Origin of the sequence: Paenibacillus sepulcri, assembly GCF_042647105.1 — a bacterium.
GTDB classification, from domain to species: domain Bacteria; phylum Bacillota; class Bacilli; order Paenibacillales; family Paenibacillaceae; genus Paenibacillus_Z; species Paenibacillus_Z sepulcri.
The window spans coordinates 3189872-3207091 of sequence record NZ_JBHRUP010000001.1; the positions used below are offsets into that span (position 1 = coordinate 3189872).

General features: G+C 47.3%; 16 protein-coding genes and 2 pseudogenes. 3 read left to right on the forward strand and 15 right to left on the reverse strand.

Features of this window, described 5'->3' with window-relative positions:
- Positions 1-172: 172 nt before the first annotated feature.
- From ACFOLF_RS14185 to ACFOLF_RS14205, 5 genes are all read right to left on the reverse strand, one after another.
- On the reverse strand, positions 173-1054 hold the full coding sequence (locus tag ACFOLF_RS14185; RefSeq protein WP_210044758.1) for a carbohydrate ABC transporter permease: 882 nt from the start codon (positions 1052-1054) through the stop codon (positions 173-175).
- A gap of 14 nt (positions 1055-1068) precedes the next feature.
- Positions 1069-1968, reverse strand: a complete 900-nt coding sequence (locus ACFOLF_RS14190; RefSeq protein WP_210044759.1) for an ABC transporter permease — start codon at positions 1966-1968, stop codon at positions 1069-1071.
- Positions 1969-2097: 129 nt separating this feature from the next.
- Positions 2098-3774 (reverse strand): extracellular solute-binding protein, encoded by a 1677-nt coding sequence (locus tag ACFOLF_RS14195; protein WP_379114669.1) that lies wholly within the window; start codon positions 3772-3774, stop codon positions 2098-2100.
- Between the two features lie 102 nt (positions 3775-3876).
- A complete protein-coding gene (locus ACFOLF_RS14200) occupies positions 3877-5541 on the reverse strand; it encodes a response regulator (protein WP_210044760.1) in 1665 nt (554 codons plus the stop codon).
- Complete coding sequence (locus ACFOLF_RS14205; RefSeq protein ID WP_379114671.1) at positions 5541-7280, reverse strand: sensor histidine kinase; 1740 nt, start codon at positions 7278-7280, stop codon at positions 5541-5543. Before ACFOLF_RS14205 ends, ACFOLF_RS14200 begins: the two co-directional genes overlap by 1 nt.
- Before the next feature lie 385 nt (positions 7281-7665).
- Between ACFOLF_RS14205 and ACFOLF_RS14210 the strand changes: the two genes are divergently transcribed.
- The gene (locus tag ACFOLF_RS14210) at positions 7666-8070 is read left to right on the forward strand and encodes a VOC family protein (RefSeq protein ID WP_210044761.1); all 405 of its coding nucleotides are present in this window, start codon (positions 7666-7668) and stop codon (positions 8068-8070) included.
- 171 nt (positions 8071-8241) lie between these two features.
- Here ACFOLF_RS14210 and ACFOLF_RS14215 read toward each other — a convergent pair whose 3' ends face one another.
- Both ACFOLF_RS14215 and ACFOLF_RS14220 read right to left on the reverse strand, forming a co-directional pair.
- Positions 8242-9153 (reverse strand): aminoglycoside phosphotransferase family protein, encoded by a 912-nt coding sequence (locus ACFOLF_RS14215; RefSeq protein ID WP_379114682.1) that lies wholly within the window; start codon positions 9151-9153, stop codon positions 8242-8244.
- Between the two features lie 36 nt (positions 9154-9189).
- A pseudogene (locus ACFOLF_RS14220) lies at positions 9190-9336 on the reverse strand (helix-turn-helix transcriptional regulator); the annotation flags it as partial.
- 402 nt (positions 9337-9738) lie between these two features.
- On the opposite strand from ACFOLF_RS14220, the gene ACFOLF_RS14225 reads away from it, so the two are divergent.
- Entirely contained in the window at positions 9739-10131 is a 393-nt protein-coding gene (locus ACFOLF_RS14225) for a YmaF family protein (RefSeq protein ID WP_210044762.1), read from the forward strand.
- A gap of 189 nt (positions 10132-10320) precedes the next feature.
- Here the strand turns inward: ACFOLF_RS14225 and ACFOLF_RS14230 are convergent, their stop codons facing one another.
- Positions 10321-11055, reverse strand: a complete 735-nt coding sequence (locus ACFOLF_RS14230) for a phosphotransferase family protein (RefSeq protein ID WP_210044763.1) — start codon at positions 11053-11055, stop codon at positions 10321-10323.
- Between the two features lie 461 nt (positions 11056-11516).
- Between ACFOLF_RS14230 and ACFOLF_RS14235 the strand changes: the two genes are divergently transcribed.
- Positions 11517-12257, forward strand: coding sequence for an alpha/beta fold hydrolase (locus tag ACFOLF_RS14235; protein WP_210044764.1), 741 nt, complete (start codon positions 11517-11519; stop codon positions 12255-12257).
- Positions 12258-12428: 171 nt separating this feature from the next.
- Here ACFOLF_RS14235 and ACFOLF_RS14240 read toward each other — a convergent pair whose 3' ends face one another.
- The 7 genes and pseudogenes from ACFOLF_RS14240 to ACFOLF_RS14270 form a co-directional block, all read right to left on the reverse strand.
- Positions 12429-12908 (reverse strand): RidA family protein, encoded by a 480-nt coding sequence (locus ACFOLF_RS14240; protein WP_210044765.1) that lies wholly within the window; start codon positions 12906-12908, stop codon positions 12429-12431.
- 222 nt (positions 12909-13130) lie between these two features.
- Positions 13131-13700, reverse strand: coding sequence for an SF0329 family protein (locus tag ACFOLF_RS14245; RefSeq protein ID WP_210044766.1), 570 nt, complete (start codon positions 13698-13700; stop codon positions 13131-13133).
- 378 nt (positions 13701-14078) lie between these two features.
- Entirely contained in the window at positions 14079-14483 is a 405-nt protein-coding gene (locus tag ACFOLF_RS14250) for a VOC family protein (protein WP_147946840.1), read from the reverse strand.
- Positions 14484-14689: 206 nt separating this feature from the next.
- Positions 14690-15637 (reverse strand): helix-turn-helix transcriptional regulator, encoded by a 948-nt coding sequence (locus ACFOLF_RS14255; protein WP_210044767.1) that lies wholly within the window; start codon positions 15635-15637, stop codon positions 14690-14692.
- Between the two features lie 304 nt (positions 15638-15941).
- Positions 15942-16523 carry a DUF4256 domain-containing protein gene (locus ACFOLF_RS14260; protein WP_210044768.1) on the reverse strand — a complete coding sequence of 194 codons (582 nt, stop codon included), beginning with the start codon at positions 16521-16523 and terminating at the stop codon, positions 15942-15944.
- A gap of 220 nt (positions 16524-16743) precedes the next feature.
- Entirely contained in the window at positions 16744-16929 is a 186-nt protein-coding gene (locus tag ACFOLF_RS14265; protein ID WP_210044769.1) for an S-layer homology domain-containing protein, read from the reverse strand.
- A gap of 13 nt (positions 16930-16942) precedes the next feature.
- A pseudogene (locus ACFOLF_RS14270) lies at positions 16943-17089 on the reverse strand (S-layer homology domain-containing protein); the annotation flags it as partial.
- Between the last annotated feature and the right edge of the window lie 131 nt (positions 17090-17220).

Here is a 17220-nt window from a genome sequence, read left to right on the forward strand (position 1 = left end):
TTAAGATTATCAGTTGGGTTGCGCATTGACAAACACTTTTTCCCCCGATTTTCTCTTGTAATTCAACTTGAGCTTGCGGATATACCGCGGTTTTTCCATGGTCAAAGCTGAACAAAGAGTGCATATGCCACAGATACGTGACACATGCACTCTTATTGGTCCCCTATCCATTTCAGCCTTTCACACTGCCCAGGACGATCCCTTTCACAAAATACCTCTGGAGGAAGGGATAGACGAGTAAGATCGGCAGCGAGCCGATGAAGATCTGTGCCGCCTTGAAGGTACGGTTGGACACGTCCGCCATCGCGGCAGCCTGGTCAGCCGTCATATTCGACAGATTCTCCTGTACAATGACGGTCTGCAGGTAACTGGATAACGGGTAATTGTCCGGTGAATTCATCAGGATCAAGCCGTCGAACCAGGAATTCCAGTGGCCCACAATCGTGAACAGCGTAACGGTGGCCATCGCCGGCAGAGACAATGGCGCATAGATGCGCCACAGGCTGGTCCAGTAATTCCCGCCATCCATGAAGCAGGACTCCTCAAGCTCACGGGGCAAGCCCCTGAAGAAGTTCAGCAGCAGGATGACATTAAACACCGGCACCGCGCCAGGAATAACGAGTGCCCAGATATGGTCGATGAGTCCCGTATCCCGAATCGTCATATACCAGGGAATCAAGCCGCCGGAGAAGAGCGTCGTAAATACAAAATACCAGGCAAAGGCGGTGCGAAATCTGAACTGGTGGTTTTCCTTGGACAACGGATACGCCACCAGCAGGGTCAGGAGCATACTGATTGACGTTCCGAGCACCACCCGCTGCACCGTCACCCACATCGATATGAGGAATTGCGGTTTATTTAATACATACTCGTAAGAGCTCAGCGTGAATTGAACCGGCCATAGCTTCACCAGCCCCGCGGTAGCCGCGCCTTTGGAGCTTAAAGAAACCGCCAATATATGAATGATGGGCAGAAAACACAGCAGCGCCAGCCCAATCAGCATCACATTATTGACAGTGAGAAACAGTTTGCGTCCTGGTGTGTCATGATGCATAATGCTCCCCCCTATCAAAATATCCGGTAGTTGGCTAATCGCGATGCCAGCGCATACGATGTCAAAATAAAGACCAGGGAAATGACTGATTTGAATAACCCGATTGCCGTCCCCACGCTGTACTGCGCACCTTGCAGACCAATACGGTAGATGAAAGTATCCAGGATATCCCCGCTCTCGTAGACCATCGGGCTGTACATATTAAAAACCTGATCGAAGCCGGCATTCAGGACATTGCCCAAGCTCAGTGTCGACAGCAGAATAATAATCGGCAGCATGCCCGGCAGCGTTACATGCCATGTCTGCTTCCATCTCCCCGCCCCATCCACGGTCGCCGCTTCATACAAGGAAGGATCGATCGAAGTCAGGGCGGCGAGATATACAATGGTGCTGAAGCCGAATTCCTTCCAGATATCTGTCACTACAAGCGTATAGGGAAACCAAGTATTACTGCCAAGGAAGAAGATTGGCTCGATCCCGAGCAGCCCTAAGATCTGATTGAAAATCCCTGTAGCGGGCGAGAGAATATCAATAAATATCCCGCCCAGAATGACCCAGGACAAGAAATGCGGCAGATAAATCAATGTCTGCACACCGCGTTTCACCAATGTGCCGCGTACTTCATTTAACAGAAGCGCGATCATTACAGGAACGATGAGTCCCCCGCCAATTTTCATAAAGGCAATAAACACGGTATTCCAGATGACCTGCCAGATGTCAGGGAGGGCAAATAAATATGTGAAATTATCCAGCCCCACCCACTCGGATCCGAACAGGCCTTTGAAGGGCGTAAACTTCTGGAAGGCCATAACAATCCCCGCCATGGGCCAGTAAGCATAGATAAATACGATTATGCATCCAGGTAGAATCATAAGATAGAGCGGCCACTGCCGCTTCAGGCTTTGTCCAAGCATGGCAATCCTCCTAGCTGTGCGAATTCTGCTCTCTTCGCTGATGGCGTCCTTCCTTTGTTGAACTGTCCAGCAGGCCGCTATAAGAAAGAAAAGCTCCTAATGGAGCCTCTCTTCTTGAATATCATCGGGTTACTTGCCTGCCTTCCATTCATTGACTTCCTCCGTGATCGTATCTCCGCCAAGCTTCTTCCAGTCCGCTACAAACTTGTCGAATGCTTCAATGGGAGCCTCTCCGATAATAATCTTGGTGAACGTCTCCTCCTCCATCCGGTCCAGCGTGGCTTTCTTCTCAGCCATCGTCTCGGTTGGCGCGCCTACAAAGCCATTGCTGAGCACCTTATGGTTGTCATTAAGCGTCCGCAGCTGCTTCATGGAGCCCTCCGGCCCGCTTGCTTTGTAGCCGGACCAACCTGCGGGATTGCTGCCATCCAGAAAACCTTGAAATTCCTTGAACATGATTTTGGTTTCGGCGCTTGAAATATCTGCATCGCTGCCGTTCTCCAGGGCCTTCTCCAGCTCCTCCTGACGAATCAAATCCTTGTTTGGATTCACAACCTCTACCAGGGAGTATTTATTGACGCCAATGGATTCGTCAGCCGTAACGACCTGTCCGTATGTATCAAACTCTGCTTGCTCACTGTATAATTTCTCGTAATACAGGTTGGCCAGTTTCACGATGACCTCAGGATTGCTGTAATCTTTCTTCATGACATAGTAATGGGAGACCGAGAACGGCATCTGCACCGTGGCTTCCCCTCCGTCTACAGAAGGGATCGGATAGGATACCCAATCAACAGCATCATTCTCCTTCACCATGTCCCAGAATGGCCAGGCCGGGTACCAGCTTGGTCCAATGATCATCCCGATCTGATTGCTCGTGATGGATTCGAATACCTTGACGGTATCCTTGACGCCAAACTCGGGATCGATTAGCTTGGCTTTGTACATCTCCTGAAGCTTGACCAGCGCCTCCTTCATCTCTGGCTGGATACTGCCGTACTGCAGCCCGCCGGAGCCATCCTCCACCCAGATCCGCGGATAACCGCCGTATCCGTTGAACAGTCCGATGGAGCTGGCGTTACTGCCTATATCCTTGGTCAAGGCAATCCCATACTTCCCTTCTTTAGCGAAGGCCTCAGCAATTTTCACCACATCATCCATGGATTTTGGAGCTTCCAGCTTCAGCTTCTCCATCCAATCCTGCCTCACCCACAGCAGCGGAGCCGAGCCACCAATTACAGGCTGGGTGGATGGAATGGCCAGCAGCTTGCCATCAAAGGTGGCCGATGACAAGGCATTGGCATCGATGTTCATGACGGCCTTAAGATCATCACTGGCATACTGATCGAACGCTCCGGTCAGATCAGCCAGCTGGTCCGCATCTGCGAGCTGGCGCAGTTGAATCTCATTGACCTGCATGAAGTCCGGCAAGTCGTTGGATGCAATTGCAATATTGAGCTTGGAATCGTACTGCTCACTGCCCGTTACGATCCATTTATAGTTCACGTTGATGCCCATTTCCTTGTACAATTTGCTCCATACATTGCTTTCAATATCATCACCCTGCGGAAACTTGACCTCTTCTCCGACATATCGAACCGCATCGATGGTAATCGGCGGATCATAAGCTCCAAGAGGACTCGTGTCCGCGCCGGCTTCTTCCTGACCTGACGGCTGATTACCAGCCGGCTCGGCCGCCTCTCCCCCGCTCCCGTTACCATTGTTTGAGCTGCAGGCGCCAAGAATAAGAGCGAACATGACTGTGTAAACAAGCAGCATCATGATACCTGACTTCTTCCTGTTCATTCGCGTCACCCTCCTGAATTTATAACTGCTCTTTCTCTAAAAAGTATAGATGACGGCAAGTTGAGGCATCTACTTCAATCTTTTGACTTTACTATCTTTTGTTTACGTATTTATCATCTCCCGGTATTCCTGAGGGGTAATCCCGGTCGCTTTCTTAAAAAAACGATAAAAATACGGAGGTGAGACGAAGCCGACAGCCGCAGCGATCTCATGAACCTTATCATTCGTCTCCTGCAGGAGCTGCTTCGCCTTGCCAAGACGCGCGCTGTTTATCGCTTCGGATAATCCTTCACCGGTAACTTGCTTATAGAGTCTGGACAAGTAAGACGGGTTGTGGCCTACGGCCTCCCCGATATGAGTCAGGGACAAGTCTCCGGAGAGATGCTCATCGATTAACAGCTTCACCTTCTTGATGACCTCATGCTGCTGCTCATCCTTCCCTTTCTCCTGCGTAGAGAATATGACAGCCGTCAGCTCCTGCAAATAATCCGCAGCCTCGTTCCATGAGCCATGCCCGTCATGGCGCGTCAGCTTGTCCAGATCGACGAGATGTCCATTCTCTCTTGCGCTGTAGGTCTCTATCGATGATATATAGGGGAGGTACAAGGAGACCAGACGATAATAGAGCATCATATTAAACAGATGATCGGTCTGCTCCGCCCGAAAGGAGGTGCTCAGCATATGGGACAGCGTGTAATCGAAATCCTCTCTCTCCCCGTTGTCCAGGCAGGAGCGCAGCATATTCAGCCTCTTCTCCGATAATTGCATACGCTCCGGCTTATCCTTCTCATTCGCCGTTTGCTGCTGCGGATTCCCGGTGAGAAGGGATTCCTCCCCAATACCAAGACCGCTGCTGAGCAGCAGCTTGAGCCTCTCAAACGAGTAAGGGAGCTGCCCCCAATCCACCCATTCGCTGGCGGCAGCCAATGAGATTTTGAGATGATCCAGCGTTTTGCAGACCTGCTGGATCTGCTCCAGCGTACCGTGAATGAATCGCATCGCCCGTTCCTGCACCTGCTCCTTCGAGTCTTCTTCCAAAGAGGAATCATGCTTGACCTGCAGCAGCCACACGATCTTGGAACGATCATATTCCAGATGCATTAATGAAATGCTTGGACTAAGCAGCTCCTCCACAACATTCTGAATCATGTAGAGATACAGAGAACGGGATGTAGGCGTATTCTCCCTAAACTGATCGACGCGGCAAATCAGCAGCATACAGGGACGGTCAAAACGCAGCTCCATCTCCACTTCAGCAAACCATCTCTTCAGATCCTTCAGGGCAACGGAGTCCCCTTCGAGCAGATCCATCAGATACTGCTTCTGCAGATAGGGCAAGGCTTTTTTCGTTTGCTCTGCGGCTCTCTCGAGAACGCTGTCCATCGCCCTCTCCTCATCAAGCAGCTGCAGCGTCCTCTCGAGGGCCAGAAGAACGGTATCATTCCCCTCGGTCTTCAAAATATAATCCACGCTTCCTGCGCGGAACGCTTCCTGAATATAGTCAAAGTCATCATAGCCCGTCAGAAAAATCACTTTGCAGTGCGGCCACTGCTTCTCAATCTCCTTCTGCAGCATAAGTCCATTCAGCCCTGGCATCTTGATGTCCGAGAGAACAATATCGATCTTGACTCTTCTGAGCCATTCCATGGCCTGGGCCGAAGAGGCCGCCGTGTAGATTTCAAGCTCCAGATGCTCCGCGTCTGCGCATAAGCTGGCCAAACCTCCAACGATGAAGGGTTCATCATCCACGATCAATATTCTATACATCACGCACCTCCGGGCAGAATTATTTTGACTTGCAAGCCTCCAATTGGACTCCTCGAGAATGCCAAGCCTCCAGTATGGCCATACTTCAGCTGCAGCCGGCGATGGACATTATACAGTCCCGTCGTTTCACCCACATCCACTGGCTGCTCCAGCTTTTCTATCATGAGGTTCAATGTCTCATCCGTTAATCGCTCGCCGTTGTCATCGATGGAGATATGCAGCTGCCCGTCGATCTCTGTCATCCCGATGGCAATTTCTCCTCCCCTCTCCTTCTCTTCGAGTCCATGTCCATAGGCATTTTCCAGCAAGGGCTGGAGAATGAGCAGGGGCACCTCGCGATGCTCCCATCCGGGAGGGACGGCATCCCAGCTGGCGGCAATCCGTCTCTGAAACCGGATGGACTGAATATCTGCATAGGACTTGGCATGCTCCACTTCCGCAGAGAGGGATACCTCATCCGAGGCATTCCTGGTGATGAATTTGAAATAAGAGCCCAGATGCTTCGTAAACAGCACAATATGGTCAAAATCATACATCTGTGCCATCTGGTGAAGGGTGAAGAAGCTGTTGTACAGGAAATGCGGGTTGATCTGCGCCTGCAGCTGCTTGAGCTCCGAGCGCTGCGAGCGGATTTTCTGCTCATAGGCTTCCTGTATGAGAATCCGAATGCGCCGAACCATCTGGTTGAACTGTTCATACAGATAGCGAAATTCATCCTCGTGACTGTGGTGAAGCTCAATCTGCTGCAGGTTATTCAGATCCATCTTGCGGAACGTCCGCACCATCCGATGCAGCGGTTGATGAATGCGGTTGTAGATCCAGTAGGAAAAAATAATAATGACAAGCAAGGAGAACCCTGATAGACCAAAGAAGATGACCCGATGCTTGGAAAGCGGTCCCAAAAATTCATGGGCAGGCACATAGACAATAAGAACGGTATCCAGATAAACGGATTTCTCCATATTGATCCAATAACGCGTCCCCTCAAATTCCAGCTGGGTCTCATAGGAGGAGAAGTCTGTCGACATTTTCTCATTCAGCTCAGCCGCAATCTGCCTTGCCGATGCTTCTGACCCATCGTTCCACACCGACAGGCTCGAGTCGATCCCCACCAGCGCCGCACCGCCTCCGCCAGCGCCGACCAGTTTGTCCAGCGAATCCTGCAGTTTGCCCCTATTAAGCTCGGTTAATATCGCAAAATTCGGCGCTTTATTTTTACGGGGGTAATCCGGATAGACCGTCCCCATCTGGAGCCTGCCATTCCATTCCACCAGAACACCATCCGATTTGCGCTCCAATGCATCGATCTGCTCCTGCGGTAGCGCCGTTAGATAGGAGGTCTCCTGGATCGTCTTCTCGATTAACGGGATGTAGGCCTCCGCCGTGGTGATATATTGATTGGAGCTTTTCAGGAGACGCATCTTGTTCTGAATCCGGTCAAAGGCCTGGTAGTATTCCAGACGGGACATGGCCGGCGCAATCGTACTGAGCTTCTGCATGTCGCTGTCCTGCGACAAGTCATGGATCAGCAGATCCGTGCTGCGTAGCTCCTGCTCGAAGGTGTGCATGAAGAAATTCGAGCGTGCGCTTAATGACTGTGAGATTTCATGCTTGACACTTTGCGATCCCAGCTCATTCATGAAGATACCGGCGATGTACATCGGAACAATGGCGAGCAGGAAGCCGCCGACCAGCTTGGCGAAGATCGAACTCATGATTATCCGCATCATCGCTTTCATTATTTTTTCCCCCTGTTCTTTTATTCAAAAAAAAAGCAGACACGCCTTGTTCCGCGCAACCGCTTTCTCACTTGTATGGCATGTAGCTGCTGCAGCGTCTTTCTGGTTATTCTATGGATACCATACTTCCTCCTGTCATAATGCCGCTAATTTTTAAGTTTTTGTTAAGCGGAGCAATTGCGGCTCTACCAAAAAATACATCAATTTCTTCTGCAGGAATTCTTATCTAAATGATTGTTCCCATGACCCTTTATAATTGGAACAATCATGTTCCTGGATATCTCAAACTTTTTTTTGGAATCTGTCGATTTTACCCTATCTCATTCGTTGTCTTCATAGAGGCTGACAAGACAGTCCAAACCAAGGGATGAAAGGATGTTATGAGATGGCAAAACACACCACTTATATTATGTCGGAGGACGCAAGAGCTCAAGCTGAGTTCTACACTCATGCGCTCGGTGGAGAGATTCTGTCCGTTATGACGCATGAGCAGCTTCCTGAAGCAAGGGAAGAGCTCAAGGACAAAGTCGTTAACTTGAGTCTGATGGCAGGAGGAATTAATTTCTTAATGTCCGATTCCGTATTTGAGCCGATCATTCGGGGAAACGCCATAAATTTGAGTCTCGAGTTTCCAACAGAAACCGAAGCCCGCGAAGCCTTCGATAAACTGGCTGAGGGCGGCAATGTGAAGTGCCCGCTTGAGCCGGCATTCTGGGGAGCCTTATTCGGACAAATCGAAGACAAGTACGGCATCATGTGGATGATCACCACCGCGGAACCGACTGCCTGAAGATACAAGCAAGCGCAAAAGCCCTCCCGAAAATAATATCGGGGAGGGCTTTTTGGGGGTTCGGCGTTTATGCGTAACTCACGTTAGATCGTCATTGATAGCTTTTATATTTCCAAGAGCAGGATATTCAGCTTATACCTTGAAAATCATTTACCCGCCGCCTCTATTTTGTCAATTCTTCAAATCATTGTCCATAATTCTTTGCAATCGATTTGCACCCCATTCAATGTCATAGCCCACTTCTTTAAGAATCACTGTATTGTATATTTCTTCTAATCCAATGCGGAGCATATAGCAATAGATTCGTTCTTTGGACTCGGGAGACGCAATATACCGTTGAGTAATTTGTTGAACAAGCGGCTGAAGCTTATCTTCATTCCAGAACAAGATATTTGCCTTGTCATACAAATGGTCTCCATATAACGCAAGACTCCAATCTATAATTCCTGTAATTTGATCGTCTTTTGCCAACAAATTGAATGAGCCCAGATCCCCATGAACCATATTTTTTTTCTTTAATGTGACACTGCTAATATGAACCTTTAGTTCCTGAATGGCATTTCTTACTACTTCCGAGTCTAATCCATTATTCTCCAAGGCCGACCAATTATAAATATTTTCGTTATAGACTGCCTTAATAAAATCTAACCACGAGGGATAAGTCGCATATCCCGTTTTGTCAAAACGTCCATATCCTTCCGACTCAGTCACATCAACTTTTTCCAGAGCTTCCAAGGTTTTTATTACGGCAGGAACAATATCAAGTAACTCCTGACTGTTTAAATCAAACAATTTGTTTCCTTCTATAAATTTTGAAAAGGAGTAAACAAGCTCGTTCTCAGTCACGTGTACCTCCAACACTTTGCGTACCGGGAGAATGGTATGAATATTTTTATCGATCCATTTTTCCTTTTCATATGCTTCCAAGCTATTTCCTGCCTGGAAAATCAAGCGATTCTCGCCTTCCTGAAAGGAGTAGGTTTGTGAAACCAGCCCGCCGTGAAGCTCTCTAATATTTAATGCAGCGGGATAATGTTTTTTGATCAAAGCCCCAATTTCCACTTCAGCTAACTTCTTTATCATTGGAAACGCTCCTTTAAAAAAGATTTTTCCTAACAGCAATTCGTCTAAGGAGAGCTCATAAATATGGCTTAGCTTAATGATGGAATCAATGTCAGGATAGTTTTTACCGACTTCCCAATTCGACAGCGTTTGTCTTGTGATATTCATCTTTTCTGCTATTTCTTCCTGGGTATATCCTGCTTTGCCTTTAGCTTTTCACCAATATTCATAGCATCTTCTCCTTAAGTAGATTTTCTCATGTCTGATGGAAAAAACCAGCAAGGGATTATTGCTTATTTAATTTTTAAAACCTGAATGGAGACCTGTTACTCAATATTACAATTACCCCATTGAACTGGTTCAACGGGGTCTTTTGCTGCCCACAGGTTCTTCGCACGCATGCCAGTTCAATCTCTTATAACACTTCCTCTAAGCGGTCTGCGGTAACCCTGCAGCGAAGGCTGCCGGTCATCGGCAGCCTTCTTCATGACGCTATCGCAATCCGTACCGCTGAAAGTCTTACTATCATAGGCTTAAGCCGTTTCCCCTAACATTATTCACCATACACTAATCTGTACTTTACCCTTTTAATGAAAGGAGCCTCTTATGAAAATTCCTGTATCCGGATTCGTATTGAACTCCGGAGATGATGACGATACTCATCATTCACACAAGCTTTATATAACGTCTTGGAATGGCAATCCTGTTCATGTTCATTCCTTGTCCGGTATAACTTCTATAAATAACGGACATTCCCATCAATATGCAAGCTGGACTGCCCCTGCCCCAACCGGTGTTCCTCACGTACACGGCTATAATACCGTTACTTCCTTGAATCAAGGCCATACCCACCACATCCAGGGAACTACCGGCCCCGCCATTGCTCTTCCCGGCGGTGGGCATTATCACTTATTTGAGGGGTTTACGACAATAGACGGCAGTCGTCCCCATTCGCATGCCTACAGCGGGCGGACAGGTAATGAAATCAATAGTCGATAAGTTGTTTTCCAAACATGAAGGACATGATCTTGGTTTTTCTCCAATACGTCCTTCATGTCTGTACGATTGACCAGAATACATGGCATATGTTGTTGCCGTAAATCTGCTCGCCATTCACCAAAAGGCTGTTTTCTAACATTTCTTCTTTGGACAGGCTTCTACAGAACCGCTTCTTAGAAAAACCCGGCCTTATTCGTTGGGACATTCACCCGCTCTGGCCGCAATAATGACGGATAAATAATCCTGGATCATTTCCCGGGTAACATTCATTTCGATCAGATATAAGTCTGCCAGTGTTTTCTTAAAATGCAGAAGGGTTTCCCGATCATTCGCTTCTGCAGGAACAGGCGTATATTCCACCAAAAAAACAGTTCTTGCAACATCGTACAAAAAATCTCCGCGGCACACATTCATGAAGTCTATCACCACGGTATCCCCATTAGACAGCAATATATTTCCTGGATGAAAATCACCATGACAAAGCGTATTTCCTTCTTTCAATTTATCCAGGATTTCTAATGCTCCTTCCTGTTCCATTAAATGAGGCGGTTGCGCGTTTAATATATTGGATTTTAAAAATTCCTTGTAATTCGGTACATTACGGGCATTGTTCTGAACGATTGTCCTATGCAGCCTCGCCATATATTCTGCACAGCCCTGAAGGTCGCCTGTTTTCAAAACCCAATCCTGCAGGGATTCGCCCTCCACTCTGTCATAGACAATACCCGTTCGCTCTTCGCAGCTAATAATTTCATATGCCTTTGGCTTTGCAAAGTTCATATCATTAATTGCCTTGGCGTTTTGAAACTCTCTTTCCACCGCATTTTTTGGATAGCCCTGAACGAAAAGCTTAAGCACTGTACCTTCTTCCCATTCATATACAGTTGCCGTATTGCCTTCACCTATTATTCTTCCATATTTCATACATGTCACCCTGCCTTTAATAGCATTAATGGTAGGTAATGTTAAGATTTACTTCTGAGTTCACATCGTCCCGTCGTCTATTATTCACAATACCTCAGCGTCCAGTGATCGGGATCTCTATCAGATTACCAAACTTTCCCAAGAAAAAACAAGCATCCTGTTTAATCCCTCACCTGTAAAGCAACCGCCTCCACGTTTGTTGAAGAGGCAGTTCCAACATATATGATAAGCAATTGTAGGGGACACCTAAACCCCATATGCTGCTCCAACGGACAGCTTCGGGAACAGAATAAGCCAGCTTTCTTGGTCTTATGTTTTTTTTAAAAATCTGGAAAATAGAACCATACGTCGCAATCCCTCACCGTCTTATTGACAATAAAATTAAATTCTTTTAAGGTTATATTCGGATTTAATTATATAAACATACAATATGTTTATTATTGGAAGGGGATTACTGTTCCATGAGTACTTTCGTATTGGTTCATGGATCATGGCACGGAGCATGGTGCTGGGATAAAATTACCCCTTCGCTGCAAAATGCAGGACATCGAGTCATCGCCATAGACTTGCCTGGACATGGATTAGATACAACACCGGTACAAGAGGTTACCTTTAAGGACTACACGAACCGCCTTTGCAGCGTTTTAGACAACGAGTCTAAAAAGGTAATTTTGGTAGGGCACAGCTCGGGTGGATACGCCATCTCCCAGACAGCCGAGTACCGCCCGGAAAAAATTCAAACGCTTGTGTATCTATGCGCGTATCTTCCAAAAAATGAGCAGACCCTACTTCAAATCGCTCAAAGTGAGCAAAAAGATACAACTTCCGAAACGCCTTCTGCCGTTGTGCTTAGCGACGATCAGACGTACATGTCACTCAACGGAGATCTCGTCAAGGCGAGCTTTTATGACGATTGCTCAGATGAGGATGTTCTTTTTGCCAAAGAAAGGATTTGCCTTGATCCGATGGGGCCTTTCATCACGCCTGTCCATCTAACGGACGATAATTTCGGATCGATTCCCCGGGTATATATTGAAACCCTCAAAGATAAAGCGATCTCGATTGGTTTGCAAAGACAAATGTACGCTCAGTCTCCTTGCAAAGAAGTCATCACCATGGATACGGCTCACTCGCCGTTCTTCTCGCAGCCGGAAGTTCTAACCTCTCATTTGAATCATATAGCCCAAACTTCAAACGAGTAGGTAACGGCGCCGGGCATGATCGCACAGCGGCTGGCAGCCCCCCGGTCAGCCCGATCGAATCCGCTGCAGCGCAAAAAGCCGGCTGCTCTGAATAATCAAGGCGCCCGGCCATTATTTGTATGAGAAGGGAATGTCGCAGGATACGGCGTTCCCTCATCCTTTTGAATATTATTAGCGCAGCGCAAGCTCCGCCGCGATCACCACTGGGCAATTCAGAGGCGTGGCTGCAACGCCCATTGCTGTGCGTGCGTGCCTGGCAATATCCTCACCGAATAATTCGGTGAGCAGCATGGAGCTGCCATTCACCACATTGGTCGTTCGATCAAAGCCCGGTGCAGACAGGACAAAACCGTCAACCCGGAGCCAAGCGGCAATATGGTCCAAATCGCCAATTGCGCGTTTAACGCTCCCCAGCATGGCCAGTGTTGCAAGTCTCGCGGCCTCTGTAGCTTGCTCCGGCGTAACCTCGGCTCCTACCCGGCCGAACGGACCGATTACACTGCCGTCAGCCGCTTGCGGGCCATGTCCCGATATATACACCCTATTGCCGTGGACGCGTGCCCATGCAAAGTGGATGCGGACATCCGGCGGAACTTTAGCAGGCTCCGGCAGATACAGTCCCAATGCCTGGATTCGATTTTCAATTTCCATATCTTTAGCTCCTCTCATTTATTGAATATCTTACCATATGCTATTATCTCGTAGTCAAATTAACGAATGCTCCGCGATCTCCAGTGTGTTGTACACTGTTGCCAGCTAATTGCATAGCTTTCAAATCGTTATATAGAAAAAAAGTTATCCCGCAAACGTCTCAAATGAGCGCTAACTGGCATGAAAAAACCTCCAGATTGGAGGTGAATGAGTTATTTATTTTCATAACGTACTAAGCCGTAGTTCATAAAAATACTGCACAATGGGATGCTTTAACTTCATCTTTTCTGTCATGTTTAAAATTCGCTTTTTTCCCACTCGTCTGTCCACCAAAGCTAGAATATTCAATAAGATATCATTGCTCTCTAAGCTTTCCTCAATAGAAGCGGATAAAAACTTATTAGCTACAACGATAAAATTTGATTTACTTAATGATGACTGTGCTGACAAAAGCTCCTTTGCATATTCTGATATTTTTCTACTTCTTGCAATTACTTTTAGACGATCCTCCGGAACTATCCCCTTGGTATCTTTTCTGACCGCTTCAATTTCTTCATTGTTGATAGGAATTTGGATATCTGAATCATTCTTAATTTCCAGCTCCGTCTGATACCATCTGATTAAGGTAGTTATGTCACTCATATTGAGTACGTTCTTTTTATCTACCGTAATATAACAAAGTCCTGCTTTATCGGGTAAATAACGGTAGCTGGTTGCACGGTATTCGACCCTTCCATATAACGCAGGACAGAGAAAACTCTCCAGATGTTGCTTCAATTTGCTCCAGGACATGTATCCTCCTATGTTCTATATTATAAAAATACCTCTATTGAGGCAGTCGCTCTATTATCCATAATACAATAACCAACACATTGATCATACTAAATACAAGCACCTTGCGTTTCTCAATTTTCTTCTGAATTCGAACCCCTATCTCTGAGTATATGTTCGCATGAAAAAAACCTCCCGATGAGGAGGAAGATAGGTGTTTGGAACGCATGTATGGAGCCTTCGTTTAAATGCCTCAGCTGCTTATTTACCTCATTCAATTCCTCTTTAGCATGCGTAATTTTCACATTTGCTCGTTAAGACTTTCTGCACTAGATGGTCATATATTTTACGAATCGTTGCCGCTCCCTAAATTGAAGCCTCACTCACTTTAACTGTCCGTCAACGCCTACCGCTGAACCGTTTGATCGCTTCCTCGGTCACCGGCTCGAAGAGGTTAACGAGGTTGCCGTCGGGATCGCGGAAAAGCACAGAACGGTTCCCCCACGGCATCGTGGTCGGTTCCTTTACCCAATCATCGACAAATGGCTTCAAGCGCGCGTATTCGGCTTCGACATCGTCGACGCGGAACTCGATGATGACAGTGTGATTGTTGGCCGCCACTACGGAACCAGCGCCGAATAGTTGTGCCGTCTGGGAGTGGCCGATTGCCAGGGTGCATGATGGCACAACGAGTTCGGCAAAAACGGGCGCGGGGCGCTCCGCCGAAACACCCATGACTTTCTCATAGAACTCGACGAGACGATCCACGTCGTCGGTAATGATGCGCACAGAAGCGAAATTCACAAGACATCATCCTTCCTATAATAAATAATAGAATACCGTATCATATCGTGGGCCAGAACCAGCGAAGCTTCCTTAAGGGGCATAGTAGCTGTAAAAAACAGATTGGCTATGTCCCCCAACCGATGCAAGACGTACTTCGCATTTATCTCACCACTCCTTTACGTTTACATACCCGATTATAAAACAACGCTACTGACAACGTTATGTCAGTAGCGTTTTAACATTTTTTGGGCTTCCTCACGAATCCAATTTCGGAATGATTCAGGTTCCAATACGATCACACCCGCTCCCCAGCCAAGCACCCATTGCAGCAATTCATCCAGTTGACGAACGCGTAAGACCACATGCAATCCATCTTGATGCTCTTCCATATCCTCCATGTAATGATAGTTCGATTCCTTCACCTTATCTGCGATCTCATGGTTAAATCGAAGGCGAACCCGCAAGTGGCGATCATCCGGAGGGGTATACTCCCTTAAGTTAAAATGCGCCGGTAGTTCGAATCGTTCTTCCAGATCGATAAGTTCGGTCATTCGGGACAAACGGAAATGGCGAATGTCTTGGCGTAGATCGCAACGGGCCACGAGCATCCAAGATCCTTCCACGAGTACCAGGCCATAGGGAGCGACGGTACGATCACTATGGTGATTCCCCTTGGAATCCCCAATCCCTTTCGAATAATGAAATCTGATCTTTCGTTCATCTAATATCGCTCGACGGATCTTTTCGAAATATTCCCTTTCTTTTGACAGCGCGACCCGTTTACCGGGAGAGAGCAAGCGCAGCGTCTTGCGCACACGAGAGGTCTCATTGCGAACGCTCTCCGATAGAATGGCCTCGATTTTCCTCCGAGCGCCTTGAGCCCTGACACGATACTCATCATCAAATCGTTGCTCGATAAAGTCCGTTCCTATAAGCAAGGTTACGGCTTCTTCTACCGTGAAACTGATCGGCGGCAGAAAATAGCCTTTCATCAAAGAATATCCTGTGCCTGGGGCACCTATAATCGGTACGCCCGTTTCACTAAGTGCCTGAATGTCACGATAGATGGTCCGCACGCTGGTTTCGAATAGGTCCGCCAAATCTTCGCCCTTTACCACTTCTCTGCTTTGCAGCTCCAGCACGATGGCTAATAAACGGTCTGTTTTGTTCATTGGCTGCCCCCCCTTGAAACTTAATGCTGTTCACCAAAAACTTGCCATCACTTGTGGCAAGGTTCACCGCGATTTACCTTAACTGCTCGTTTGTCTAATAATACACCTAAGTGTACAGAGACATTAAAATCAATGCATTTGAGCGATACTGTCACATCTCATTTTCGAACCATCAATATTAAGCACGTATGCTGAAACATTCTGACCTGGGATGTTATCTGTTGCAATCCGCTGCAACCTTGATATGACGAGCTCCTGGGTCGCTTAAGCTCTTTACAATTATATAGAATGTTGGCACTATCTGTCAGACCCTTAGCGAGCCACGAACCCCTCTTGCAGCATAGTAGGAATCTGCTCCGTTGTGGTATACAAAGACAGTATCGTAGCGACGATCACAAAAGATGGCCCCGCCGAGCTTTCTAATATTGGCAGGTGTTTTCACCCAACTTGATGTTTTCGTATCGAAATTTCCAAGTTTCTGCAGCTCCCGGTATTGTTCTTCCGTTAAAAGCTCAATGCCCATGGCAGCAGCCATATCAATCGCGTTATTCTCCGGTTTATGTTCTTTCCTTGACTCCAGCCCTTCACGGTCGTAACAAACACTTCTGCGGCCTTTGGGACTTTCCGCTGAACAATCACAAAAAATGTATTCGCCTGTCTCATTATCATGACCAACAACATCCGGTTCTCCTCCAGTTTTTTCCATTTCATTGAGCGACCTCAATTTTTCAATATTAGCTTCAAGCTTTACTAGTATTTTTGTCCATTCAAGACTTTTATGGCGGTTCATGTATTTATCAAAACGGGTTTTCAATGTTCGGAGTAGTTCTTCTTGTTGTTCTGGTGACAACTTTTGTTTATTGCTGACTTCACTTTTCTTGGTCATGTTAGTTTCCCCCTTATTGTTTTTACTTTGTTACATCAATTTTACATTAAATACTTAACGAATTAAACGAAACGTTCGCGATGAACTAACCCCACTGAGCCATCGCCTGCATTCTTCAGCCATTTACTTGAATTGCCGGCCCACGACCGCCGAAGATACCAGATCCCGCCCGAATGAAGTTATCCACTCAGGCGGGATTGAACTGCATATGACGATTGGATCAGTCGATCATTCCAAGCTGATGCAGCGTACGAATGAATACGACCGCCGCCTGAGCGCGTGTCGTTACGCCCTTGGGACTAAAAGTATCCTCGCCTGTGCCTGTCATGATCTGAAGCTTCACCATCAAACGAACGTTCTCCAGATAGGACGCGTCCACACTTCCGATACCCTTGTAGCCGTCCAAGCTCACCCATTCTTTAGTGATCAGCCAGCACCTCTTTAAGGGCAATCGCGGCGGCCAGCATACTCGCCATTTCCTCGCGGGTGAGCGGTTGATCCGGCTTGAAGCTGTTCCCGCTCGCGAAACCTAACAGTCCAAGCTCCTTCGCTGCTGCCAGGACTCCAAAATACCATGCTCTGGATCTACATCGTTATAAAGTTCTATACTGCCGGTGGAGGTGCCCCGTCCCAAAGTCCGGACGAGCATGGCGGTAAACTCCGCTCTCGCTGCGAACAATCGTCCAAGGTTATATAT